Origin of the sequence: Ilumatobacter sp. (genome assembly GCF_965215205.1) — a bacterium.
Classification (GTDB): domain Bacteria; phylum Actinomycetota; class Acidimicrobiia; order Acidimicrobiales; family Ilumatobacteraceae; genus Ilumatobacter_A.
In genome coordinates, this window is record NZ_OZ244049.1 from 2,768,231 (window position 1) to 2,791,526 (window position 23,296).

At 73.7% G+C, this 23,296-nt stretch carries 20 protein-coding genes; 3 read left to right on the top strand and 17 right to left on the bottom strand.

What is annotated here, in order from left to right; genetic code table 11:
* Positions 1-50 precede the first annotated feature (50 nt).
* The 3 genes from ACOOHC_RS12955 to trhA are packed head-to-tail and all read right to left on the bottom strand — an operon-like array spanning position 51 to position 2,896.
* A complete protein-coding gene (locus ACOOHC_RS12955) occupies positions 51-755 on the bottom strand; it encodes a potassium channel family protein (RefSeq protein ID WP_420450824.1) in 705 nt (234 codons plus the stop codon).
* Positions 748-2,205 carry a TrkH family potassium uptake protein gene (locus tag ACOOHC_RS12960; RefSeq protein WP_420450825.1) on the bottom strand — a complete coding sequence of 486 codons (1,458 nt, stop codon included), beginning with the start codon at positions 2,203-2,205 and terminating at the stop codon, positions 748-750. The genes ACOOHC_RS12955 and ACOOHC_RS12960 overlap by 8 nt, the downstream gene beginning before the upstream one ends.
* Positions 2,206-2,254: 49 nt before the next feature.
* Entirely contained in the window at positions 2,255-2,896 is a 642-nt protein-coding gene (trhA, locus tag ACOOHC_RS12965) for a PAQR family membrane homeostasis protein TrhA (protein WP_420450826.1), read from the bottom strand.
* Positions 2,897-3,087: 191 nt separating this feature from the next.
* On the opposite strand from trhA, the gene ACOOHC_RS12970 reads away from it, so the two are divergent.
* Positions 3,088-4,776: a fumarate hydratase gene (locus tag ACOOHC_RS12970; protein ID WP_420453800.1), complete on the top strand. Its 1,689-nt coding sequence runs from the start codon at positions 3,088-3,090 to the stop codon at positions 4,774-4,776.
* 54 nt (positions 4,777-4,830) lie between these two features.
* On the opposite strand, the gene ACOOHC_RS12975 is transcribed toward ACOOHC_RS12970, so the two are convergent.
* The 5 genes from ACOOHC_RS12975 to ACOOHC_RS12995 all read right to left on the bottom strand — a co-directional run bounded on the left by ACOOHC_RS12975 (position 4,831) and on the right by ACOOHC_RS12995 (position 9,570).
* Positions 4,831-5,652: an enoyl-CoA hydratase/isomerase family protein gene (locus ACOOHC_RS12975; RefSeq protein WP_420450827.1), complete on the bottom strand. Its 822-nt coding sequence runs from the start codon at positions 5,650-5,652 to the stop codon at positions 4,831-4,833.
* A gap of 67 nt (positions 5,653-5,719) precedes the next feature.
* A complete protein-coding gene (locus tag ACOOHC_RS12980; RefSeq protein WP_420450828.1) occupies positions 5,720-7,336 on the bottom strand; it encodes an ABC-F family ATP-binding cassette domain-containing protein in 1,617 nt (538 codons plus the stop codon).
* Between the two features lie 46 nt (positions 7,337-7,382).
* A complete protein-coding gene (locus ACOOHC_RS12985; protein WP_420450829.1) occupies positions 7,383-8,429 on the bottom strand; it encodes an SGNH/GDSL hydrolase family protein in 1,047 nt (348 codons plus the stop codon).
* Between the two features lie 118 nt (positions 8,430-8,547).
* Positions 8,548-8,919 carry a large conductance mechanosensitive channel protein MscL gene (mscL, locus tag ACOOHC_RS12990; protein WP_420450830.1) on the bottom strand — a complete coding sequence of 124 codons (372 nt, stop codon included), beginning with the start codon at positions 8,917-8,919 and terminating at the stop codon, positions 8,548-8,550.
* A gap of 93 nt (positions 8,920-9,012) precedes the next feature.
* Positions 9,013-9,570 (bottom strand): NUDIX hydrolase, encoded by a 558-nt coding sequence (locus ACOOHC_RS12995; RefSeq protein ID WP_420450831.1) that lies wholly within the window; start codon positions 9,568-9,570, stop codon positions 9,013-9,015.
* 174 nt (positions 9,571-9,744) lie between these two features.
* Between ACOOHC_RS12995 and ACOOHC_RS13000 the strand changes: the two genes are divergently transcribed.
* Complete coding sequence (locus ACOOHC_RS13000) at positions 9,745-10,506, top strand: response regulator transcription factor (protein WP_420450832.1); 762 nt, start codon at positions 9,745-9,747, stop codon at positions 10,504-10,506.
* A gap of 113 nt (positions 10,507-10,619) precedes the next feature.
* On the opposite strand, the gene ACOOHC_RS13005 is transcribed toward ACOOHC_RS13000, so the two are convergent.
* The 9 genes from ACOOHC_RS13005 to ACOOHC_RS13045 all read right to left on the bottom strand — a co-directional run bounded on the left by ACOOHC_RS13005 (position 10,620) and on the right by ACOOHC_RS13045 (position 22,394).
* Positions 10,620-12,437, bottom strand: coding sequence for a DNA polymerase Y family protein (locus ACOOHC_RS13005; protein WP_420450833.1), 1,818 nt, complete (start codon positions 12,435-12,437; stop codon positions 10,620-10,622).
* Positions 12,434-13,471, bottom strand: coding sequence for a hypothetical protein (locus ACOOHC_RS13010; protein WP_420450834.1), 1,038 nt, complete (start codon positions 13,469-13,471; stop codon positions 12,434-12,436). Before ACOOHC_RS13010 ends, ACOOHC_RS13005 begins: the two co-directional genes overlap by 4 nt.
* 87 nt (positions 13,472-13,558) lie before the next feature.
* Positions 13,559-14,383, bottom strand: a complete 825-nt coding sequence (locus ACOOHC_RS13015) for a cobalamin-dependent protein (protein ID WP_420450835.1) — start codon at positions 14,381-14,383, stop codon at positions 13,559-13,561.
* A gap of 87 nt (positions 14,384-14,470) precedes the next feature.
* Entirely contained in the window at positions 14,471-14,926 is a 456-nt protein-coding gene (locus ACOOHC_RS13020) for a hypothetical protein (protein WP_420450836.1), read from the bottom strand.
* A gap of 82 nt (positions 14,927-15,008) precedes the next feature.
* Positions 15,009-16,436 (bottom strand): VWA domain-containing protein, encoded by a 1,428-nt coding sequence (locus ACOOHC_RS13025; RefSeq protein WP_420450837.1) that lies wholly within the window; start codon positions 16,434-16,436, stop codon positions 15,009-15,011.
* Complete coding sequence (locus ACOOHC_RS13030) at positions 16,433-18,649, bottom strand: DUF5682 family protein (RefSeq protein WP_420450838.1); 2,217 nt, start codon at positions 18,647-18,649, stop codon at positions 16,433-16,435. Before ACOOHC_RS13030 ends, ACOOHC_RS13025 begins: the two co-directional genes overlap by 4 nt.
* A gap of 100 nt (positions 18,650-18,749) precedes the next feature.
* Entirely contained in the window at positions 18,750-19,880 is a 1,131-nt protein-coding gene (locus tag ACOOHC_RS13035) for an ATP-binding protein (RefSeq protein WP_420450839.1), read from the bottom strand.
* A 112-nt stretch (positions 19,881-19,992) separates the two neighbouring features.
* Entirely contained in the window at positions 19,993-20,787 is a 795-nt protein-coding gene (locus ACOOHC_RS13040) for a hypothetical protein (RefSeq protein ID WP_420450840.1), read from the bottom strand.
* Complete coding sequence (locus ACOOHC_RS13045) at positions 20,784-22,394, bottom strand: SWIM zinc finger family protein (protein WP_420450841.1); 1,611 nt, start codon at positions 22,392-22,394, stop codon at positions 20,784-20,786. Before ACOOHC_RS13045 ends, ACOOHC_RS13040 begins: the two co-directional genes overlap by 4 nt.
* A 75-nt stretch (positions 22,395-22,469) precedes the next feature.
* Between ACOOHC_RS13045 and ACOOHC_RS13050 the strand changes: the two genes are divergently transcribed.
* The gene (locus ACOOHC_RS13050) at positions 22,470-23,291 is read left to right on the top strand and encodes an endonuclease/exonuclease/phosphatase family protein (RefSeq protein ID WP_420450842.1); all 822 of its coding nucleotides are present in this window, start codon (positions 22,470-22,472) and stop codon (positions 23,289-23,291) included.
* The last annotated feature ends 5 nt before the right edge of the window (positions 23,292-23,296 follow it).

The window sequence follows — 23,296 nt, forward strand, 5'->3', positions numbered from 1 at the left end:
GACCGCCGACGCGCCGGCGCCCGCCATCGCCGAGCTCGCTCGGGGGGCGGTCAGCGATCGGCGAAGCGCTCGAGGTCGGAGCGGTGGCCGGCCACGACGACGATGTCGCTCGGGTCGAGCACGGTGTCGCGATCGGCGTAGGTGAAGCCGCTCTCGCTCGGCTTCACGCACACGATCGTCACTCGGTGGTCGGCACGCAGGTTCGACTCCCCGAGGGGGACCCCGACGATCGCGTCCGGCGCGACCATCTCGACCAGCGCGAAGTCGTCGTCGAGCGCGACGTACTCGAGCAGGCCGCCGGTCACGAGGTGGGCGACCCGCGACCCCATCTCCGCCTCGGGGAACACCACGTTGTGCGCTCCGACCCGGGCGAGGATCCGCCCGTGGGGCTCGGTCATCGCCTTCGCCCAGATGTTCGGCACCTCGAGATCGGCCACGGCCGCCGTCGTCAGGACGCTCGACTCGACGTCGGCCCCGATGCACACGACGACGGTCGTGGCGTCGCCGACGCCGAGCTGGCGCAGCGCCTTGACGTTCGTGGTGTCGACCTCGGCCACGTGGGTGAGCGAATCGGAGTGCTCCGCGACCCGCTGCTCGTCGAGGTCGAGCCCGAGCACCTCGTGGCCCATGTCGACCAGGGTGCGTCCGAGCGACGACCCGAAGCGGCCGAGCCCGATCACGATGACCTCACCGCGGTGCTCGACCTGCGGGCCGAGACCGCGCAGCACGTGGTGGAAAGAGTCGTTCTCAGCCAATGATCGGTCGCTCCTCGGGATGACGATAGAGCCGCAGGTCGGAGCGCAGCGCGATCGCGGTGGCGAACGTGACCGGTCCGACCCGGCCGAAGAACATGACCACGACGAGCACCAGGTGGCCCGCGGTCCCGAGCGACCCGGTGACCCCCGTCGACAGCCCGACCGTGCCGAACGCCGAGGCCGACTCGAACAGCGCCGCGGTGAGCTCGATCCCCTCGGCGGCCATCAGCACCAGCGACGTCCCGACCACCAGTCCGACCGAGAGCAGCAGGATCGTCAGGGAGGCACGGACCATCGACGGGGGGATGCGCCGGCGGAAGATGTTGACGTCGCGGTCGCCGCGCACCTCGGCGTAGATCACGGCGCACAGCACCGCCGCCGTCGTCACCTTGATCCCCCCGCTCGTCGACGCCGGGCCGGCCCCGATGAACATCAGCACGGTCGTGCCGAACAACGTGGTCTCGTTCATCGCACCGATCGGCACCGTGTTGAACCCGGCGGTGCGTGGGGTCACCCCCTGGAACCAGCCGGCCAGCAGCTTCCCGCCGACGTCGAGGTCCCCCAACGTGTCGGGGTTCGACCACTCGAGCGCGCACACCATGGCCGGGCCGATCACGAGCAGGACCCCGGTCGCCGTGAGCGTCATCCGAGCGTGCAGGGACCACGGCTGGGCACGCGTCGGTTCCGCGACCCCCGCGATGGAGCGACGCCGACCGCCGTGGCCGCGGGCCCCGTTCGAGCCGCCGTCGCGGGGGCGAGCCCGCCGCTGCGCGGCTCCGACCCGGCCGGGCCGCCGCCGCCACAGCTCGACGAGCAGGGGGAACCCGAGGCCCCCGACGGTGAAGCTCGCCGTGACGGGGAGGGTCACGAACGGGTCCCCCACGAAGCGCGCGAGGTTGTCGGAGTAGAGCGAGATGCCCGCGTTGTTGAACGAGGCCACCGAGTGGAACACCGCCGAGTAGGCCGATGAGACGGGACCGTCCTCGTAGCCGCCCTGCCAGAACCGTGCGAACAGGACCAGCGCGAGCGACGCCTCGACCACGACGGTGATGCGTGCGATCGCCCACAGCAGCCGCGACAGCTCGCCGATGTCGACCAGGCCGATCTCGGCCTGCGCGACCATCCGCTGACGCAACCCGACGCGCTCGAGCACGACGAGCGCGAGCACGGAGCCGATCGTCATGACCCCGAACCCCCCGACCTGGATCAGGCCGAGGATGACCAGCTCGCCGAACAGCGAGAAGCCGGCGATGTCGACGGTGGCGAGCCCGGTGACGGTCGATGCCGAGGTCGAGATGAACAGCGCGTCCTGGACGCCGACGGCACCCGCTGCGTCCACGGCGACCGGCAGCACCAGCAGGATCGTCCCGAGGGTGATCAACGACGCGAAGGCGATCACGACCAGGCGAGCCGGGGTCGAGACGACCTTCGCCAGCGCCGTCGCGATCACCGGGCGAGTGTACGAGCCGGGCAGGACGCACCCCGCCACCGCGAGCGAGTCAGGTGACGATCGACGCGACCGCGGCGAAGTGGAGGCCGGCGGCCACGACGACGAAGCTGTGCCAGATCTCGTGGTAGCCGAACGTCGTCGGCCAGGGGTCGGGACGCCGGCGGACGAGGACCGGGATGCCGAGCGAGTAGACCAGCCCCCCGCCCACGACGAGCGCGAGCTGCAGGGTGCTGAGGTGGTCGATCATCACCGGCAGGGTCACCACCGCCGCCCACCCCATCATCGGGTAGAGGACGTACGACCACAGCTTCGCCCGCGCGGACAGCTTGAGCGCGATCCCGAGCACCGCCGTCGCCGCGATCACCGCCATCACGGGGACGCCCCACCGGGCCGGGAACACGACCATCGTGACGGGCACGTAGGTTCCGGCGATCAGCAGGAAGATCCCGGAGTGGTCGAGGCGCTGCATCAACCGGCGCGACCGGGCGGAGCGGGCGAGGCGGTGGTACGCGGCCGACAGACCGAACATCGTCGCCAGCGACACGGCGTAGACCGCGGCCGAGGTGCGCGCCGCGGCGTGGTCGGACGCGATCACGAGCGCGATCCCGGCGGGGATCGCGAGCACGAACGCCATCGCGTGCATCGACCCCCGCCACGCGGGGCGCACGTCGGATTCGGCGCTGCTGACCACGGTGGTCGACCGTACCGTCGACTCCGCCCGACGTGCTCGCGGCGACGAGCGATCCCGCGGGACGGCGCCGACCCCGGCCTGGCGATCCCGGGGGCCCGGGGTGGCGCTCGTACACTCGGCCCATGTCCGACAGCGACTCCGCGACGCCCGATCCGACGCCCGATCCGACGTTCGATCCGGAGGTGACCGAGATGTTCCCCCTCGGCGCCGACGACACCGAGTACCGCCTCGTGTCGACCGAGGGGGTGTCGACGTTCGAGACCCCCGTCGGGACGTTCCTGCGCGTCGAGCCGGACGCGATCCGCGAGCTCACCTCGGTCGCGATGCGCGACATCGCCCACTACCTGCGCGCCGGGCACCTCCAGCAGCTGCGCGACATCCTCGACGACCCCGAGGCGTCCGACAACGACCGCTTCGTCGCGCTCGACCTGCTGAAGAACGCGTCGATCGCGGCCGGTGGCGTGCTGCCGATGTGCCAGGACACCGGGACCGCGATCGTCAAGGCGAAGAAGGGCGAGTTCGTGTTCACGGGCGGGGGCGACGAAGCCCAGATCGCCCGGGGCATCGCCGACACGTACCACACGTCGAACCTGCGCTACTCCCAGATGGCGCCGCTCGACATGTACACCGAGAAGAACACCGGCACGAACCTTCCGGCCGAGATCAAGATCAGCGCGATCGACGGCGATGCGTACAAGTTCCTATTCATGGCCAAGGGCGGCGGTTCGGCGAACAAGAGCTACCTGTGGCAGGAGACGAAGGCCCTGCTCAACGAGGAGACCCTGCTGCCGTGGATCTTCGACAAGATCCAGGGGATCGGCACCTCCGCGTGCCCGCCGTACCACCTCGGCATCGTGATCGGCGGCACCTCGGCCGAACTCGCCGTCGAGACCGCCAAGCTCGCCACCGCCCGCTACCTGGACTCGCTGCCGACGTCGGGGTCGGAGTCGGGCCACGCCTTCCGTGACCGCGAGCTCGAGGCGAAGGTGCTGCAGCTCGCGCAGACCACCGGGATCGGCGCCCAGTTCGGCGGCAAGTACTTCTGCCACGACGTGCGGATCATCCGCCTCCCCCGCCACGGGGCGTCCTGCCCGGTCGGGATGGCGGTGTCGTGCTCCGCCGACCGCCAGGCGATGGGCAAGATCACCTCCGACGGGCTGTTCCTGGAGAAGCTGGAGACCGACCCCGCCCGCTTCCTCCCCGCGGTGGAGGCCGCCGACCTGCTCGACGCCGAGCCGGTCCGCATCGACCTCAACCAGCCGATGGAGCGGATCCGTGCCACCCTGTCCGAGCTCGACGTCACCACCCAGGTCATGCTCAGCGGCCCGATGATCGTCGCCCGCGACATCGCCCACGCCAAGATCAAGGAGCGCCTCGACGCCGGCGAGGAGATGCCGGGCTACTGGAAGGACCACGCCGTCTACTACGCGGGTCCGGCCAAGACCCCGGAGGGCTACGCGTCCGGCTCGTTCGGGCCGACGACGGCCGGTCGGATGGACTCCTACGTCCCCGAGTTCCAGGCCGCCGGCGGCTCGATGGTCATGCTCGCGAAGGGCAACCGCTCCCAGCAGGTCACCGACTCGTGCGCGCAGCACGGCGGTTTCTACCTCGGATCGATCGGCGGCCCCGCCGCTCGGCTCGCGCTCGACAACATCAAGCAGGTCGACGTGCTCGAGTACCCCGAGCTCGGGATGGAGGCGATCTGGAAGATCGAGGTGGAGGACTTCCCCGCCTTCGTCGTCGTCGACGACAAGGGCAACGACTTCTACGCCCAGGTCCGTGCCGATGCCGCGATGCCCGTGAACGTCACGGCGCCCGCCTCCGACGCCGACCACGAGACCGGCCACTTCGGCACCGACGACGGCGACGCCGACGCCTGACGCCGCACCCGGTGGTCAGCCGGTGCCCGTCACCGGACGTCGGCACCGAACGGCTCAGCGCGTGCCGAGCTCGCCCGCGAGCTCGCCGAGGCGGCGCTCCCCGTCGGGGGTCTGACCGCCGAGGTCGAGGAACCGCTGCATCGCGGCGCGCGTGGCGTCGTCGCCGAGCGTCGTCTGGAACGCCCGGCTCTCGGCGTCGAGCTGCTCGTCGATCGCGAGGTCGGAGCTGACGATGCTCGCCTTGGCGGCGGCGACGGCGTGGGCCGGGAACGAGGCGATCCGCCCGGCGAGGCGGTCGACGAACGCGCCGATCGCGTCCGGGGGCAGGACGCGGTTGACCCATCCCCACGACTCGGCGGTCGACGCGTCGACGTCGTCGCAGCCGAGGACGACCTCCAACGCCCGGCCGCGCCCGATCAGTCGCGGCAGGCGGATCGTGCCGCTGCCCCCGGGGATGATCCCGAGCGCCACCTCGGGCTGGTTGAACACGGCGTCGGGGGTGGCGAAGCGCATGTCGCAGCTGGCCGCCACCTCGCTGCCGCCGCCGCCGACCCGACCCTCGATCTGCGCGATGGTCGGCTTCGGCATCGTGCGCAGCGCCTCGCACATCCGGTGGTAGCGGTTGGGCTCACCCGTGTCGGCGCGATCGGTCGGGAACCCCTGGATCGCCTCGACGTCGAAGTGGGCGAGGAACCACTCCGGGTTCGCCGAGCGCAGCACGACGGCGCGCACCGCGTCGTCGGCGGCGAGGCGGTCGATCAGCGCCGCGAGCGCACCGAACACCTCGACCGTGATCAGGTTGATCGGCGGGTGGTCGAAGGTGACCACGGCGACGCCGTGCTCGTCGACGGTGTGCGTGACCGGCTCGTTCGCCATCCGCCGAACGTACCCCCCGTCGCTCGCGCCGCCGTCGTCGTGGGGTCCCGGCCCCGGCCCCCGCCGCTCAGGACATCGCGACGAGGTCGAGCCAGTCCTCGCTGAAGTAATCGACGTCGCCGTCGGGCATCAGCAGGACCTTGGTCGGCGCCAGCTCGCGGACGAACTGCTCGTCGTGGCTGACGAAGATCACCGCGCCCGGCCAGTCGACGAGCGCGTTCGAGACCGCCTCGCGCGACGGCGGATCGAGGTTGTTCGTCGGCTCGTCGAGCAGCAGCAGGTTGTTGCGGCCGGTCATCAGCATCGCCAGCGCGAGCTTCGTCTTCTCCCCGCCCGAGAGGGTGCCGGCCTCCTGGAAGACCTTGTCCCCCGACAGCCCGAACATGCCGAGCAGGCCGCGCAGGTGGGTGTCGGTCATCTCCACACCGGTCGGGATCGAGTCGCGCAGGTTGGTCAGGAGGTTCTCGTGGGGGCGCAGGTTGTCGTGCTCCTGCGCGTAGTAGCCGGAGTGCACCCGGTACCCGAACTCGAAGCTGCCGAGGTCGGCCTCGGTCTCGCCGGCGAGGATCCGCAGCAGGCTCGTCTTGCCGGCGCCGTTGAGGCCGAGCACGAGCAGCCGCTCCCCGCGCCCGAGGTCGAAGTCGATGTCGGCGAACACGTCGACGCCCGCGTAGCCCTTGTGCAGCTGCTCGGCGACGATCACGGTCTCGCCGCACGGCGGCGGCGCGGGGAACCGGACGTTGATCGCCTTCGCGCTCTTCGGGGCGCGCACCTTGTCGGCCTCGAGCCGGGCGATCTTCTTCTCCATCGAGTGCGCCATGGCGGCCTTGGTCGCCTTGGCGCCGAAGCGGTCGACGACGCCCTGCATGCGGGCGATCTCCTTGGACTGCAGCGCCGCCTTGCGCGTCAGGCGGGCCTCGTCCTCCGCCCGGGCGCGCTGGTACTGGGAGTAGGTTCCCCGGTACTCGATCACGTCGCCGACCTGGTCCTCACCGGTGCGGTCGAGGTGGAGCACGCGGGTGATCGCCTCGTCGAGCAGGTCGAGGTCGTGGCTGATGACCAGCAGCGCTCCCTTGTAGTCGCGCATGTACTGCAGGAGCCACGTCTTCGCGTCGACGTCGAGGTGGTTCGTCGGCTCGTCGAGGCAGAGCACGTCGGTCCCGGCGAAGAGGATCCGGGCGAGCTCGACGCGTCGACGCTCGCCCCCCGACAGCACGCTCAACGGCAGCTCCAGGCGGTCGTCGGGCAGACCGAGCCCGACGGCCATCGCCCGGGCCTCGCTGTCGGCGGCGTAGCCCCCGGTGGTGCGGAACATCTCCTCGGCGTCGACGTATCGGGTGACGTTGCGCTCGCTCGGATCCTCCTCCATCGAGAGCCGCAGCTTCTCGAGGCGGACGATCTCCTCGTCGATCCCCTTGCCCGACAGGATGTGGTTGACGCTGGTGCGACCGTCGAGGTCGGCGTCGATCTTCGGGTCCTGCGGGAGGTAGCCGAACCCCCCGTCGCGCAGGACGTTCCCCGCCGCCGGTTCGGCTGCACCGCCGAGCACCTTGAACAGGCTGGTCTTGCCGGCGCCGTTGCGACCGACGATGCCGACCTTGTCGCGCGGCATCACGGTGAAGCTGGCGCGCTCGACGAGGAGTCGTCCGCCCACCTCCACGGAGATCGCCTGAGCCTGCAGCATCCGTCCAGGCTACGAAGCGGGCGCCCGATCGGGCGGGCGCGTTCGACTACGAGGGGCGACCCGGATCGGCGGAGTCGTCGGTGTACTCCGTCGGCAGGCAGACCCCCGGCTCGGTCGACCCGTCGTCCGACCCGGCGGGGACGTCGTCGGTCGCCGATCCGCTGACCGGGGGGTCGGTGGCGGTCGCGGGATCGACGGACCCCTCGACCGATCCGGCGACGTCACCCACCTCGCCCAGCGCGAGCGCGAGCTGCTCGACGAGCACGGTCTGGCCGAAGTCGGTCGGGTGGAGGCCGTCCGGCCCGAGGATCCCCTCCGCCTCGGCGAGCTCACCCCACTCGAGCACCGTCACCTGGTCGTAGAGCTGCGCCAGCTCGCGGATCGCGTCGTTGACCTCGGCCCACTCGGGCTCGTACTCGCTGACGGTGAGCAGCAGGGTCGGTCGTGGCACGAGGCGGAAGAGGATCTCGTTCAGTTCGGTGAAGTACCGCTCGGCGTCACCTCCGTAGTTGCTGCCGAGGTGGATCACGGCTGCGTCGAAGTCGTCGATCGACGCGTCGTCGCCCTGCACGTCACCCGCCCGGTCGCCGCCGTCGTCGGGGAGTCGGTCCTCGAGCACGCGGCTGCCGAACTCGACGAACCGACCGGGCTCGGCGTCGACCTCGACGTCCCACCCGAGCGGGTTCAGCGCGGCGCACAGCTCCCCGCCGTAGCGGCTCGCCGAGGAGGCGAGGATCGAGTCGCCGACGACGATCAGACGGTCCCCGTCGGTTCGCTCGGCGATGGTCTCGATCGGATCACCGTCGGCGTCGATCGGCACGGTCAGCTCGACCGTCTCCGACGTCGCCCCCCTGACGCGGGTGACGTCGTCGTCGCCGGCTCCGTCCTCGACCGCGATCGACCCGTCCCTCGGCGGGGTCGGCAGCGGTGCCGGGAGGCGCCCCACCCCGGCGACGGTCGGGGCGGGACCGGTCCCGGGCGACGGCGCGACGCCGTCGGAACCCTCGGGCTCCGCGCCGCCGCAGCCCGCTCCCAGGACGCCGATCGCCAGCGCCGACGCGACGCGGCACGCCACACCGCGGCTCGTCCTCACCTCCGACCGCATCGCCGGGAGCGCTCGACCGTCGTCGACGCGGCGGGGGGGCCCACCAGGCGGCACCCCGGTCGCCGAGGCGGGCACCATCGGGGCGGCACGGCGGACGCCACCGTCGTCAGCGCGACGCGCGCAGCTCGTCGCGGATCTCGGTGAGCAGGGCCACCTCGGCGCCGATCGGCTCGTCCTCGGCCGTGTCCTGCGGGCCTCGCGCCGCGTTGTACGCGCGCAGGATGAGGAACAGCACGAACGCCACGATCAGGAAGCTGACGATCGCGTCGATCACGAGCCCGATGCTCACCCGCGCCTCGCCGAGGTCGAACCCGATCGCGCGGAAGTCGGGCTTGCGGAAGACGGCCGCGATGATCGGGTAGATCACCCCCTCGAGCACGGCGTCGACGATCTTCTGGAAGTAGAGCGCCATCACGAGGCCGATCGCGACCTCCAAGATGTTGCCTCGGGTGATGAAGTCCTTGAACTCCTTGATCACGGTGCGCTCCTCCTGTGCTCGGCGTCGGCCGTCCCGCGAAGTCAAGCACACCGCGACCGAGCCGACGCGCACCCGTCGTCGCCGCCTCCGGCGTCACGGGGCCGCGTCGGTCGGGCGCAGGTGCTCGAGCGCAGCCACCAGCCCCGGATCGGCCATCGCGACCGCCGTCGCCCAGTCGAACCACCCGACCTCCTGACTCTCGCCGTCGGGGGGGTCGGGGTCGTCGTGACCGGCGACGACGAGGTACCGCAGGTCGAGGTGGACGTGGCCACGTCCTCCTGCGTGCACGTCGACGTGGCGCAGCGGCGGGACGCCGTCGGCGTCGAGGGCGTCGGCGTACGCGAGCTCGAGGCCGGTCTCCTCGCGGCACTCCCGCAGCGCGGCGCTCCACGGCGTCTCGCCGGCATCGACGTGACCGCCCGGCTGGAGCCAGATGCCGAGGCGGCGGTGACGCAGCAGGAGCACGCCCCGCGGGCCCACGACGATCCCCGAGGCGGTCACGTGGGTCGGATCGGCGAGCTGCGACATGGGTTCGTCGAGGTGCTCGAGGGCCTCGAGGAACCGCCGCACCGACTCCGCCTCCCGCTCGTCGAGCGGCGACCGCAGCGCCACGTCGCGACGCACCCGCTCGATCGTGACCGCCTCGTCCACGGCACCGGTTCCTAGCACGGCGCGTCGCCGGCGGCCGCACCGACCCGGCGCGTCGCGCCGCGGCGAGGCGCCGGATCCGAGTTCGACTTCAGGATCGGACGACGGCGACCGATACATGCGGTGCACCCAGTGGACAGACCGAACCCGGACTCGGCGGAGCCGGTGAAAGCACTCATGGATCACGACAGCACCATCACCCATCGCATCCTCATCGCCGTGTCGGACGCCGACCTGCGTCGCGTCAGCGTGGCGGGTCTGCGGGCATCGGGCTTCTGCGTCAGCGCCCCCACCGACGGAGACGCCGCCGTGATGCTGGTCGAATCGTTCTCGCCCGACGTCGTGATCGTCGACTCGGTGCTGATGTCACCGTGCGGGCGCCCCCTCCACGAGCGGATGCGCGAGTGCTCCGAGCAGTACCTGCTGTGCATCACCGACGCCGGTGACGACCGCCTGCGCACCGCGGTCCTCCACGCGGGAGCCGACGACGCGATCTCCTCCCCGGTCCACCCCGACGAGCTCGCCGCTCGGTGCCACGCCCTCCTGCGCCGCCCCCGCCAGCTCCACGCTCGGCCCGATGGCCACGTGGCGTCGGTGCTCGTGCTGGGGCCGCTGACGATCGACCTGGGTCGGCGCGAGGTCGCGGTGGAGGACGAGGAGGTGCAGACGACCCGCATCGAGTTCTCGCTGCTCGAGCAGCTCTGCCGCCGCCCGACCGAGGTCTGCACCCGCGACGAGCTGCTCGACTCGGTCTGGGGTCCGAAGTGGGTGGGCGACAGCCACGTCGTCGACGTCCACCTGTCGAACCTGCGCCGCAAGCTCGACAAGGCCGCTCCCGGGACGAAGGTGATCCACACCGTGCGCGGCGTCGGGTTCCGCCTGGCCAACGACGTCACCGACGTGCTCGAGGTCGCCCCCACCCCCTTCGCCTTCGCCTGACGGTCGTCGCGGCGGACCCTGACGACCCGGTCACCGCGCCGTCACCGCGCCGTCACCGCGCCGTGATCGCGCCGTGATCGCACCGTCACGCACCGTCACGCACCGTCACGCACCTAGGAGTAGTGCGCGGCCAGGTGCCACCGCTGCCGCTCGACGACGACGAGGTAGGCTCGCTCACCGCCGGAGTCGGGGTCGTCGACCACCATCTGGAAGCGAGCGAGGCGTCGATGCCGCGAGGGCTCCCACCACTCCTGGTCGACCGGCCAGGGACCCGCCCACGAGCGAACGGCCCGTGACGGGCCGCGCCTCCACCCCTCGTCCTCACCGCCACGCAGCACGCGGATCGACGCCGGTGCCGCCGAGATCGTCCCCCGACCGCTGACGCGCACCGTCGCCCCGGACGCGTCGAGCACCTCGACCGGGCGCGGTTCGTGGAACACGGTCGCCGGAGACGGCGCCGGGAGGCTCCCGGGCCACGGCCCGGTCGAGCCGTCGATCCCCGCCCCCGTCGCCGAGCGCGACACCGCCCGACCCCGCTGGTCGAGGTCGACCGTCGTCGCCGGGACCCACCGGTACCGGTCGGCGGGAAGGCGGCCCCCGTGCCACACCGGCACCGTCACCGCCGACTCGGCCGTCAGCGTCGTCAGGCGGGCGATCGCGCGCGCCGCACGTCGGTCGGCGTCGGACCGGCCACCCCACAGCCCGAGCTGGACGCCGTCGTCGGGGCGCGTCTCCTCCGGTGCGAGGCGCACCATCGCGACCCCGCCCGTGATCTCCTGCGAGCTGCCGCGCGGTGCGTCCACCCACGCGTCGAGCTGCCAGCGCACGCGCTCGACCATCGCCACCGCCGACATCCCGCTCGACCGGTACCACGAGCGCTCCGATCGCTCGCCGTGCTCGGTCTCGAGCGTCACGACCAGGCGCGTGCAGACCCTCCCGTCGGCGCCGAGGGTGCCGGCGAGCTCGTCGGCGAGCTGCTTCGCGACGAAGGCGACCGCATCGGTGCGGGTGGCGGGGTCGTCGAGGACGCGCGCGAGGCGCCGCTCGGGGGCGGGGTCGGTCGTGCTCGCAGGTCGCGGATCGATCCCCGACGCCAGACGGTGGGCGTGCACCCCGTCGGGACCGAAGCGCCCCAGCACGTCCGCGGGCTCGAGGGCGGCCAGGTCGCCGAGCCGGCGGACGCCGAGCCGGGTCAGCAGGTCGACGAGGTCGGCGTCGGCCTCGCCGAGGGTCTGCAGCCACCCGATCGGCAGGGGCGCGCAGAACTCGGGTGACCTCCCCGCCTCGACGACGACGGGGGATCCCCGCCGGACCGCCAGGCGCGCCGCGACGCTCGCGCAGAACCGGCCGTCGGCCACCCCGACCCCGACGCACGCGCCTGCCGCCGGATCGTCGGCCTCCGTCGCATCGTCGGCCTCCGTCCGTTCGTCGCCGACGTCGGTGCCGCCCGGGGAGGTGGACGCACCCGAGGCGCGCACGACGGCCGAGGTGAGCTCGACCAGGTGCTCCGCGAGGGCGGCGTCCCCGCCGAAGTAGCGTGACGGACCGCGGGCGGCGACGCTGAGCCACCCGGGCTCCACGAGGTCGACGCGCGGGGCGATGGAGGCGACGGCGCGCACGATCGCCTCGAACTCGCGTGCGTCACGTGCCGGGTCGTCGTCGAGCACCTCGACGTGGGGGCACCGCTGCTGGGCCTGGCGTCGGCGCTGGCCGATCACCACCCCCTCGTCGGCCGCGGCCCGGGTGCGGGCGACCACGCGGTGCGATCGCAGGACCGCCGCGGCCACGTCGGGGGACCGCCCGGCGGCGAGCACGGGCCAGTCCGGGCACCAGACGGTGACGAACCTCTCGGGGCGCGACGGATCGCGCTCGCGCCCGACCACGGTGCCGGTGGGTCGGTCTCCCGCCGCGTCCACGGGTGGTCCGATCACCCGGCCAACCGCACGACGGGTGCGAGCTCGTCGTCGGGATCGCCGAGCTCCGGGGCTCCGTCCGTGGCGGCCGACGGGCCGCCGGTCGTCGACGCCACGACGTCACCGTCGTGCGGGGGGAGGTTGTCGGCCATCTCGGCGAGCAGCTCGGCCTGGGGATCGCGATCGTCGTCGAGGTCGCCGCCGTGAGCGACGTCGTCGACGGAGCGCACGACGGGTGGCGCCGCGGACCCCGGGTGAGGGGTCGACAGCTCGATGCGCTGCTCGGACCCGACCAGCTCGATCGAGCAGGTGCGCCGACCGGGGAGCCGCCGCCCCGCGGCCTCGACCTCGAGCGAGCGGCGACGCAGGTGGCCGGAACCGTCGCCCACCCCCGCCCAGGAGGTGCCGGCCGTGCCCAGCTCGATGTCGCAGGGCAGCGCCCCGCTCGCTCCGAGGACCACGACCACCGCCCCGCGCTGCTGGATCCGGGCGCTCAGCTTGCGCACGGAGGCGGGGCGGCGATCGGCGCCCAGGTGGCTCGGGACCCTGGTGACGACGAGATCGAAGCCGTCGACGGCCGCGCCCACCACGTCGATCCAGTCGAGATCGCCGTCTCGGGGCGGTCCGCCCGCTCCGGCGTCGTCACGCCCGCCGGGCCGCTCACGCCAGCGGGTGTCGACCCGCACGACCCGCTCGAGGGGGATCCCGACCTCGGCGGCCGCGTCGATCCCGAAGCCGTCGACGTCGACGACCGCGAGCCACGCTCCGGCCACCACCGCGTCGCGCACGAGCACGGAGGCGATCGTGCACGCCGCATCTCCCGCGCACCCCACCACCTGGCCGCGGACGAGCCCGTCGCCGGGGAGCACCGACGACAGCACCTCGGCGACCGGCAGGGTCCGCTCCCCCGCCATCGCGACCGGTCTGACCCGATCACCGAGTCGACGCAGGAGCTCGCGCACCGACTCGTCGTGGCGACCCGCGGGGTGCGGGGCGGGCGTACCATGATCGCCCGGTCGGTCGTCGGTGGATCGGTCGACGGCGGTTCCCATCCGCTCGACGTTATCGAACAGGTGTTCGACGGGCAAGCGGTCCGTGCCCCGATCGCGACCGGATCGCTCGGCGCAGCCGATCGGCGGTCAGGTCCGGTCCGCCCTCCCCATCAGCAGCTCGTGCAGCTGATCGGCGCTCACCGCCAGCTCGTCGGCGCCCAGCGAGCGGGCGTGCTCCACGTCGCGGAACGCCTGCCCGCCGACCACCACGACCACCTCCGGGTCGTCGCGCTTGAGCAGCTCGCTGCACTCGCCGACCGGGCCCACCAGCTCCGGGTTGGTGACCGAGATGCCCACCGCACGCAGATCCGACATCCGCCGCGCCGCGTGGAGGAAGGACGACGCCGGGGTGTTCGGGCCGAGGTCGTTGACCTCCCAGCCCTGCTCGCGCATCAGGTCGGCCAGGATGGCGGTCGGCAGGCCGTGGTACTCCCCCACCGGGGATCCGACCACCAACCCCCCGCACGACCGGCCGCGCCGCGAGAACCGCGGCCCGAGGCGTCCGATGATCCGGGTCACGATCACCGTCGCCTGGTGCTCGATCGAGATGTCGAACTCACCGGCCGCCCAACGCTCCCCGATGCTGACCATCGACGGCGCCAACATCTCGAGGTAGACCGCGCGCACGTCGGTCCCCGACGCCATCGCCGCCTCGACCACGCGCCACGCCCCGGTCCCGTCGCCCTCGACCAACCGACCCTCGAGTCGCTCCGCCCAGGGCGCGTGGTCGCCCCGGCGCACGGGTCCCGACCCCGTACCGGCACGGAACCGCTCCAGCGCCACGTCCGTCACCTGCCAGGTGGTCCCGGCCTTGGACGCGTCGAGCAGACCGAGCCGCACGTAGCGGTAGACCGTCATGTAGTGGACCCCGAGGACGTCGGCCGCCTCGCGGAGCGTGTAGGTGTCGCTCATGACGGCGGGCCTCGACGTCGTCGCCTGCACGGGGAGACCGGACCGCAGCTCGTGCGCCGGTCGCCCGTGACATCGGGCGGACGGGGCTCAGCCCCCGGTCAGGCGCGCGCGTGCGTCGCGGGCTCGGGTGAGGATGTGCATCGGGACCTTCTCGGCCGCCGCCTGCAGCGCCGCATCCCCGTCGGCCACGTCGCCACCGCCCCCGGTCGCCTCGGGTTCGTCGGGCTGGAGGTCCTCGAACGACGGGGGCTCGACCCCCGCCTTCCAGTACTGGTACATGTCGCGCATCACGTCGGCCAGCCCGTCCGCGCCGTGGCCCTTCGCGAGGTCGATCGTGACGATGTTCGCGTAGACGTGGACCCCGCCGACCTGACCGGTGTCGAACAGCAGTCGAGCGAGCGCCGCCGAGGGCGAGGCGCCGTGGGCGTCGACGCGCGAGGCGAAGCGCTCGTGTCCCTGCCCCGACAGGGTGCGGTTCAGCTCGTAGCGCACCACCCCCGGTGTCGCGCTCTGCTTCTCGGTGACCCCGACGAGTTGACCCATGGAGCCACGAGCCTAGTGTCGACCCCGATCCCACGCCGCACGGGTGCGCCGGTCCGGTGGCGGCTCCCCCGATCGGGTGAGGTCAGCGGGCGAGGGCCTGGGCGAGCACGTCGGGGAAGGCGTCCGGGGTCGTCGAGGTGACGACCGCCCCGAGGTCGGCGAGGGCGGCGGCGTGGTCGTGGTCGTGGGCGGGTGCGCCCTCGTCGCTGAGCGCGAGCAGCACCACGACGGTCACGCCGGCGTCGACGAGCTCGCCGATCCGGCGCCGCATCAGCGCCCCGTCACCTCCCTCGAACAGGTCCGACACGACGAACAGCACGGTGTCGCGCGGGCGCTCGATCCGTCGGGCGCAGAACGTCAGCGCGGAGGCGATGTCGGTGCCTCCGCCGAGCTGCACCCCGAACAGCACCTCGACGGGATCGTGGAGGAACCCGGTGAGGTCGGTGATCGAGGTGTCGAACGCGTAGAGGTGGGTGGACAGCGTCGGGAGCCGGGCGAGGACCCCGGCGAACAGCGAGGCGTAGACGACCGAGTCGGCCATCGACCCCGACTGGTCGACCGCGATGATCACGTCCTTCGCGAGGCTGCGACGGCGTCGGCCGTGGCCGACCAGCCGCTCGGGGACGAGGGTGCGGTGCTCGGGGATCCAGTGGCGCAGGTTGGCCTCGATCGTGCGCGGCCAGTCGATGTCGCCCGGCCGCGGTCGCCGCGTGCGCGACCCCCGGGCGAGCGCGCCGCGCACCGCCTGGCGCGTCTGGTCCTCGAGGCGAGCCTCGACGTCGGCGACCACCGTCGCGATGACCGCGCGGGCGCTGGCGCGGGTCTCGTCGGGGAGGACGCGGTTGAGCTCGACCAGCACGGTCACCAGCGAGATGTCGGGCTCGAGCGCCTGCAGCAGCTCGGGCTCGAGCATCAGCTGGCGCAGGTCGAGGCGCTCGACGGCGTCGCGCTGCAGGACGCGCACGATGGACGACGGGAAGTAGCGCCGGATGTCGCCGAGCCAGCGCACGACCCCCGGGCGCGAGCGCCCGAGGCCGCCCGCCCGCGAGCTCCCCGCGCGCCGTCGTCCGTCACCGGACGGGTCCCGGTCGTAGAGCGCGCCGAGCGCCGCGTCGATGCGTGCGTCGTCGGCGTCCAGTCCCGGACCGCGCCGACCCGTGCCGCCTCCCCGTCCCGGTCGCGAACCGTCGTCACCCGCGCCGCCACGTCCACGTTCGCCACCCCCGCCGGAGCCCGCCGCCTCGGATCCCGATCCGTCGGGACGGGATCCGTCGGGCCCGGATCGGGCGGCCCCCGGCCCCGTCCCCGCCTCGCCCTCGCCGTCCGCGGCGCGGCCGTCCTGACCGGGCGGGCGGCCGCCGGGACCGTCGGTCGTCGGGTCGTCCACCTCGGCCGCTCCGCCGAGCACCAACCGCCAGCGGCGACGCCGTTCGGCCTCGGACACCGTCCGGATCCCGTCGCCGTCACCGACGCGCTCGTCCGTCGCGCCACCGCGCCCGTCGACCGTCACCGCCCGACCTCCACGGGGCTCGCGGGCTCGACGGCGTCGACGAGCGGGATCCCGAGCAGCTGGCGCACGGTGTCGAGGACCGCGCTCGCGCGTGCGTCGTCGACATCGGCGCCGAACCCGGTGGCGCGCCGCAGCGGCCCGCCGGTCGACAGACCCATGATCTGGCGCCGCTCGGCCGGCTCGAACGCGCCGAAGGTCCGCCGCAGGAGGACCACGACCGCGTCGAACGCGTCGATCGTCAGCGACGAGAGCCACCGGTCGACGACGCCGAGCAGCTCGAGGTCGTGGACGAGCACCGTGCCGGACCCCGCGAGGAACCCCTCGACGAAGGCGGCTCCGACCGGTGCCTCGATCCCCGGCCCGAGCGCCTGCGACAGCCGCCGCTCGACGCGGTCGGCGCCCCAGCGACCGGAATCGTGCAGGAGCCTCGTGGCACGGCCCGCCACGAGTCCGTGCCGGAGCGAGCGCACCTCGGCGAGGATCTCGAGCACGTCGCCGAACCCCCGGTGGCGCTCGGGGTGGTCGAGCATCGCCAGGGCCGTCTGCACCCCGGTCAGGCGCTCGACCATCCGAGCGGCAGCGTCGTCGTCGAGCGACGTGCACGCCGGCACCACCCCCGCGAGCACGCGCACGACGAGGCCGTCGAACACCTCGCGCAGCGCCGTCGCGTCGGTCCGACGCACGTCGCCGTAGCGCAGCGCCGCCGCGAGGGGGACGACCACGTCCATGAGGTGGCCGACGTCGGGGTCGGACGCCGCTCGGTCGGCGAGGCGCCTCACGTTCGGCTCGACGGCGTCGCGCAGATCGGAGAACAGCGCGAGCTCGACGACGCCGACGATCTCGACGAGCCCCGTCGCCCGACGCCCCCGCTCGACGAGACGGGCGGTGGCGGCGGTCACCAGGGTGCTGCCGTACCCCGAGCGCTCGACGAGGCGGACCGACAGCTCCGGCTCCCACGCGACGCGCCACGTCTCGCGGAACGTCCCCGACGACCGCCGACCCTCCTCGGGGACGCCCCACGGCACCCCGAGGGCGAACAGGCGGTGGAGCAGGTGGCTGCGGCGCAGCCCGGTGGGGGTCCGCAGGTCGAGCTCGACCACCTTCGCCGCGGCGACCGGGCGGAGGCGGGCGGAGCGCTGGGCTCGAGCGACGTCCCTGGCCAGCGGGACCTGGGGGGCGTCGTCGGGGACGGAGCCGAGCGCATCGCCGACGACGAGCTCGGCGCGCACGACGTCGATGCCCCCCATCACCGAGTCGGCGGCGTCGAGCACCTCGGCGAGGCCCGGGCGCGGGCGCCCACGCATCGTCGAGAGCGCCTCCGCGAGGCGCGTCGCGGCGATCAGGTGGTCCGGCGACGCCGACTGCCCCCGCTCGCGCAGCAACCGAGCCGCGTCCACCAGGAACCGGGCGACGCCGTCGGCACCGGGGTGGTCGAACACGTGGCGGTACCAGCCGGGGCTGTCGATGCCGGCGCGGTAGCCCGACGCCGTGGTCAGTCGGCGGTGCGTCCACGGGACCCACGCCGAGTCCACCTTCACCTTGTCCAGCCCGCGCAGGGTCGCCGCGTCGCTCGACGCGGTGCGGCCCTCGAGGTCGAGGGCGGGGACGTGCCACGCCCCGCACACGACGACGATCGTCGAGAACCCGTCCTTGACCGCGCGACGCAGCGCACGGCGCATGTGAGCCTCGCGCCGCTCCTCGCCCACCGAGGTCACCGACCCCCCGCGCGCCGCCGCCATCGCCTCGGCGACGGCGTCGAAGGCGGGTGCGCCGTCGCCCCGGTGCTCGATCACGTCCTCCCACCACCGCTCTGGATCCGGGTCGCCCGCCGCCGCAGCGAGGTCGCGCAGCGGGTCGGGGGGAGCGGTGCCGCGCACCGCCGCCTCGGCACCGTCGCCGGCGACGGTGATCGCCATCGGGAGATCGATCGCACGCACCGCGACGTCACGCTCGTTCGCCCAGGCGACGGCTCGCCACTCCGGGCTGAACGAGGCGAACGGCGAGAACACCGCCCGTCCCGGATCGGCCGCGACGTAGCCGAGCAGCGCGACCGGCGCGGCGAGCCCGGGACGCCCGATCCACGCGAGCGCCGCCTCCGCGTCGGCGGGGAACTCGACGAGGACGACGTCGGGTCGGAGCTGGTCGAGCGCAGCGAGGACCGAGCGGGCCGACCCGGGCCCGTGGTGGCGGATCCCGAGCACGTGGACCGTCATCGTCGTCGCCCCGCGCCCGCCCGGGAGCCGGAACCGGACCGCTCGCCCGTCGGCGCGACCGGCGGTGCCGCGGACCGAGGGGTGGCCGGGCGGACGCCGATCACGGGTCGAGGCGACGGCACGCCTCGTAGAAGTCCCGCCAGCCGTCGCGCTCGGCGACCACGGCCTCGAGGTACTCGCGCCACGCCACGCCGTCGTGGATCGGGTCGGAGACCACCGCACCGACGATCCCGGCGGCGAGGTCGGACGGGCCGAGGCGGCCGTCACCGAAGTGGGCGGCGAGGGCGGTGCCGTTGGTGACCACGGAGATGGCCTCGGCGGTGGAGAGGGTCCCGCTCGGCACCTTCAGCGTCGTGCGCTCGTCGATGGTGAGCCCGTCGCGCAGCTCGCGGAAGATCGTCACCACCCGGCGGATCTCCTCGGCGGCGGTCGGCACCTCGGGCAGGGCGAGCGCGGCGCCCAGCTCGTCCACGCGCCGGGTCACGATCGCGATCTCGTCGTCGATCGTGGCCGGGAGGGGGAGGACCACCGTGTTGAACCGCCGCCGCAGCGCGCTCGACATGTCGTTGACGCCACGGTCGCGCTCGTTGGCGGTGGCGATCAGGTTGAACCCCTGCACGGCGGAGACCTCGGTGTCGAGCTCCGGGACCGGCAGCACCTTCTCCGACAGCACGGTGACCAGCGCGTCCTGGACCTCGGGCGGCATCCGGGTCAGCTCCTCGACGCGCACGATCGCCCCCCGACGCATCGCCCGCAGGACGGGGCTGGGGACGAGCGCGTCCGGCGACGGACCCTCGGCGATCAGGCGCGCGTAGTTCCAGCCGTACCGCAAGGTCTCCTCGGTGGTCCCCGCCGTGCCCTGCACGAGCAACGTCGAGTCGCCGCTGATCGCGGCGGCGAGGTGCTCGGCGACCCAGGTCTTCGCGGTGCCGGGGACGCCGAGCAGCAGGACCGCCCGATCGGTGGCGAGGGTCGCCGTGGCGATCTCGATCAGGCGGCGCTGACCCACGTACTTCGGCGAGATCACGGTGCCGTCGTCGAGCTCGCCCCCCATCAGGTACCGCACCACGGCCCACGGCGACAGCTCCCAGCCGGGGGGCCTCGGGCGATCGTCGGCGCGATCGAGCGCCGCCAGCTCGTCGGCGTACTCGACCTCGGCGTGAGGCCGCAGGACGACTCCCGCGCGATCCCCGTCGCCGACCTGCGGAGTCGTGAGCCTGGCCTCCCCCATCACCTCGGACGCTACCCACCCTCACCGCCGCCCACGTCCGCTCCGGGTCGGACGCCGAGCGGACGGGGCGCCCGCGTCGGGTCCGAGGTCGCACGGACGCGCGGGGAGCGGCTCAGGTGCGGGAGAGCTCGTCGAGCATGCGGTGGCGGGTGATCGCGAGGTCGGCGAGGATCGAGGCGAGGCCGCGCCCCGGGACCGTCGGGTCGATCGAGTCGAGCCGACGTGCGATCACGACGAGCCCGTCGGGCGCGCACCGGGCGAGGAGGTTGACGAGCACCGCCCGATGGGCCTCGGCGAGGCGACGATCGGCCAGACCCTCCGCGATCGCGTCGGCGATCCGTCCACCGTCGCGATCGACGTGCTCGGCCAGGTCCGGTGGGATCGGCAGGCGTGGGAGCTCGGCGAGGGTCTCGGCGTCGACGGCGCCCCCCGGGCGCGTCGCCGCCAGCTCGGGGAGGTGGCCCACCAGCCACCCCGCGGTCGGCCCCGCCGCCACCTCGACGAGCGCCCGACGACGTGGTTCGCGCCGGTGGCGTCGCAGCATCGGGGCGACCAGCTCGGGGGCCGCCCGCCACCCGTTCGCGATCAGCGCCAGCAGCCACTCGTCCTCCAGCACCGGCCACGAGGTCGTCAGGTGGTGCCACCGATCGACCGCATCGGGGGGGCACGGCGGCCGATCGTCGGGGGGCGCCTCGACCAGCCGTTCCAGGACCGGGCCGGGCCGGACCGCAGCTCGCCGCACCGCCGTGCACGCGGCGATCTGCGCGAGCATCCGCGCCGAGGGATCCTCACGGACGGCGTCGGCGACCAGGTCGCCCAGCGGACCGTCGGCATCGGGAGGGTCGCGCCGGTCCGTGCCGAGCAGCGCGGCGGTGACGAGCGACCGCCAGTGCTCGTCGACCCTCACGCCGCCCCCACGAACGACGCGTCGGCGCGCGGACCGATGTCGATGCTGCGATCGTCGAGGTGGACCGTGAGGGGGGTCACCCCGTGGGGCGTCCACTCCACGGTGACGTCGACCGATCCCCCGCCCGACAGCGCGAGCAGCATCGCCAGCGGGTCCCCCGACCCGCTCGGACCGGCGTCGGCGAGCAGGGGCAGGCTGCCCGTGCCGTCGGTGAGGAACCAGCGACCGTGGTCCTGGGCGACCGACGCCGTCACCGTCGACGGGAGCCGGTCGAGCCACGGCTCGGCCACGAGCATCCGCCCGATCCCCTCGCACGCCGCGGCCACGCTGCCCGACGGAGGGCGACCGGGGGGCTCGACGATCCGCTCCCCCGGGAACATCGTCGCCTCGGGCGGACGGTGGCGCTCGCCGACCAGGGCGCGCAGCGCGGGGCCCGGGTAGCGGTGCAGGTCGGCGTGGATCTCGGTGCCGACGGTCAGCGAGGTGTCGAGGCTCTGGCGGTAGGCGGCGAAGGAGAGGACGAGGGCCCACCGACCGCTGGTGACGCCGCGGAGCCAGGACCGACGCACCTCGATGCGGTCCTCGCGCTGGTCGCTGCGCCCGGCGACCACCCACCGATCGGTGTCCGGGACGTTGCCCAGCACGTCGGCCGTGCGGACCTGCCACCCGACCGTCGTGGCCACGGCGTCGGCCAGCGGCCCCGGGAGCGAACCGAGCCGCCGGCCGGCCTGCGCGAGGAGGTGGAGCAGGCCGAGCTCGGCGAGCACGTCGTCGTGCCAGTCGGGCGACGCTCCGACGAGGCCCGCGAGGCGGCGGATGCGGTTGGCGAGGCTGCCCGCCCGTGCGTCGACCAGGCGAGCGGCGAGGTCGTCCCACGTCGCGTAGCGCGCGAGCGCCGGGTCGGCGAGACCGGTCCGCATCCGGTCGCCCAGCCAACGGTCGAGCTCGGTCAGACCGGCGTGCATCCGCTCGACCCGTTCGTCGCGCGCCGAGTCGCGCTCCACGTCGTCGGGTGGGGCGGGGGGATCGTCGGAGTCGCCCTCGGCGATCCCGCCGGAGGTGGTCGAGGGCGCGCGATCGCTCGCCGTGTTCCCACCGGAGCCGTCGACGCCGGGCCCGCTCCCGGTGCCGTTCGCGGCCCCGGCCCCGGTGGGCCCCTCGGCGTCGCCGTCGGGGACGGGCTCGTCGGCGGGGTCGTCTCCCGGGCCGTCCGCGCCCGAGCCGCTCACCGCGTCGCGATCCGCTTCGCCCCCCGACCCGCGTCCGGTCGCCCCGGTGCCGGTGGCGCGCCGGTGGCGGGTCATCCACGTCTCGATCGGCGGCGGCGGCGTGGCGGGCGGGACCTCGTCGCGCGTCCACATCAGCAGCAGGGCGAGAGCGTGCTTGCACGGGGTCCTGCGGCTGGGGCAGGTGCAGCGGGAGCGGACGGCCTCGTGGTCGACGACGGTGTCGTAGGGCTCGGCGCCGCTGCCCTGGCACGACCCCCACACCACCCGGTCGTCGGCGCCCGTCGACCTCCACCGGCCCGTGACGGCGAGCGGTCGGGCGGCGGTGACCGCCGCCGCCGACGGGGCGATGGCCTCCACCTGCTCGACGGTCCACGTCACCGCGGACAGGGTACCGACGGGCCGACCCCGGGCCGGGTGCGGCCGCGCTCGCGGACCTGCTGGCAGGATGGCCCGATGCCGCTGCGGGTGATGACGTGGAACTTGTGGTGGCACTTCGGGCCCTGGCGGGCTCGTGCGGGTGCGATCCTCGACACGATCCGTGACGCCGACCCCGACGTCGTGTGCCTGCAGGAGGTGTTCTCCGACGCGACCCACGACCAGGGCGAGGAGCTCGCCACGGAGCTGGGGTTCCACGTCGTGCGCACCGAGCCGGTCCTGCACCGTGGGGTCTCGTTCGGCAACGCCGTGCTGGCGCGCTGGCCGGTGGTGCGACTCGCGGACGAGCGCCTGCCCCGTGCCGACGGGACCCCCGGCCACCGGCGCGCCGTCGTGGCGGGGGTCGACACCCCGCACGGTCGATGGCCGATCGCATCGACCCACCTGGAGCACCGCTTCGACCGCTCCGCGGACCGCTGCGCCCAGGTGCGCCGCGTGATGGAGCTCGCCCGGGACCTGCGCGGCGACCCCGAGCGCGACCTCCCCGTGGTCGTCGGCGGTGATCTCAACGCCGTGCCGGACACCGACGAGATCCGCCTGGCGACGGGCCGCACCGCCGGCGTCGACGGGATCGTGATGTCGGACGCGTGGGAGCAGGTCGGTGACGGAGACGGACGCACCTGGCTGCGTGAGAACCCGTACTCGTGCGACTCGGCCTGGCCCGACCGGCGCATCGACTACGTCCTGGTCTCCTGGCCGCGACCGAAGCCGGTCGGCAACCCGATCTCGGCGCGCCTCGTCGGCCGGCCCGTCGGCGACGGGGTCTGGCCCAGCGACCACCTCGCCGTCGTCGTCGAGCTGGTCACCCCGGCGGACGGGACCGCCGAGCCACCCGCCTGAGCGGG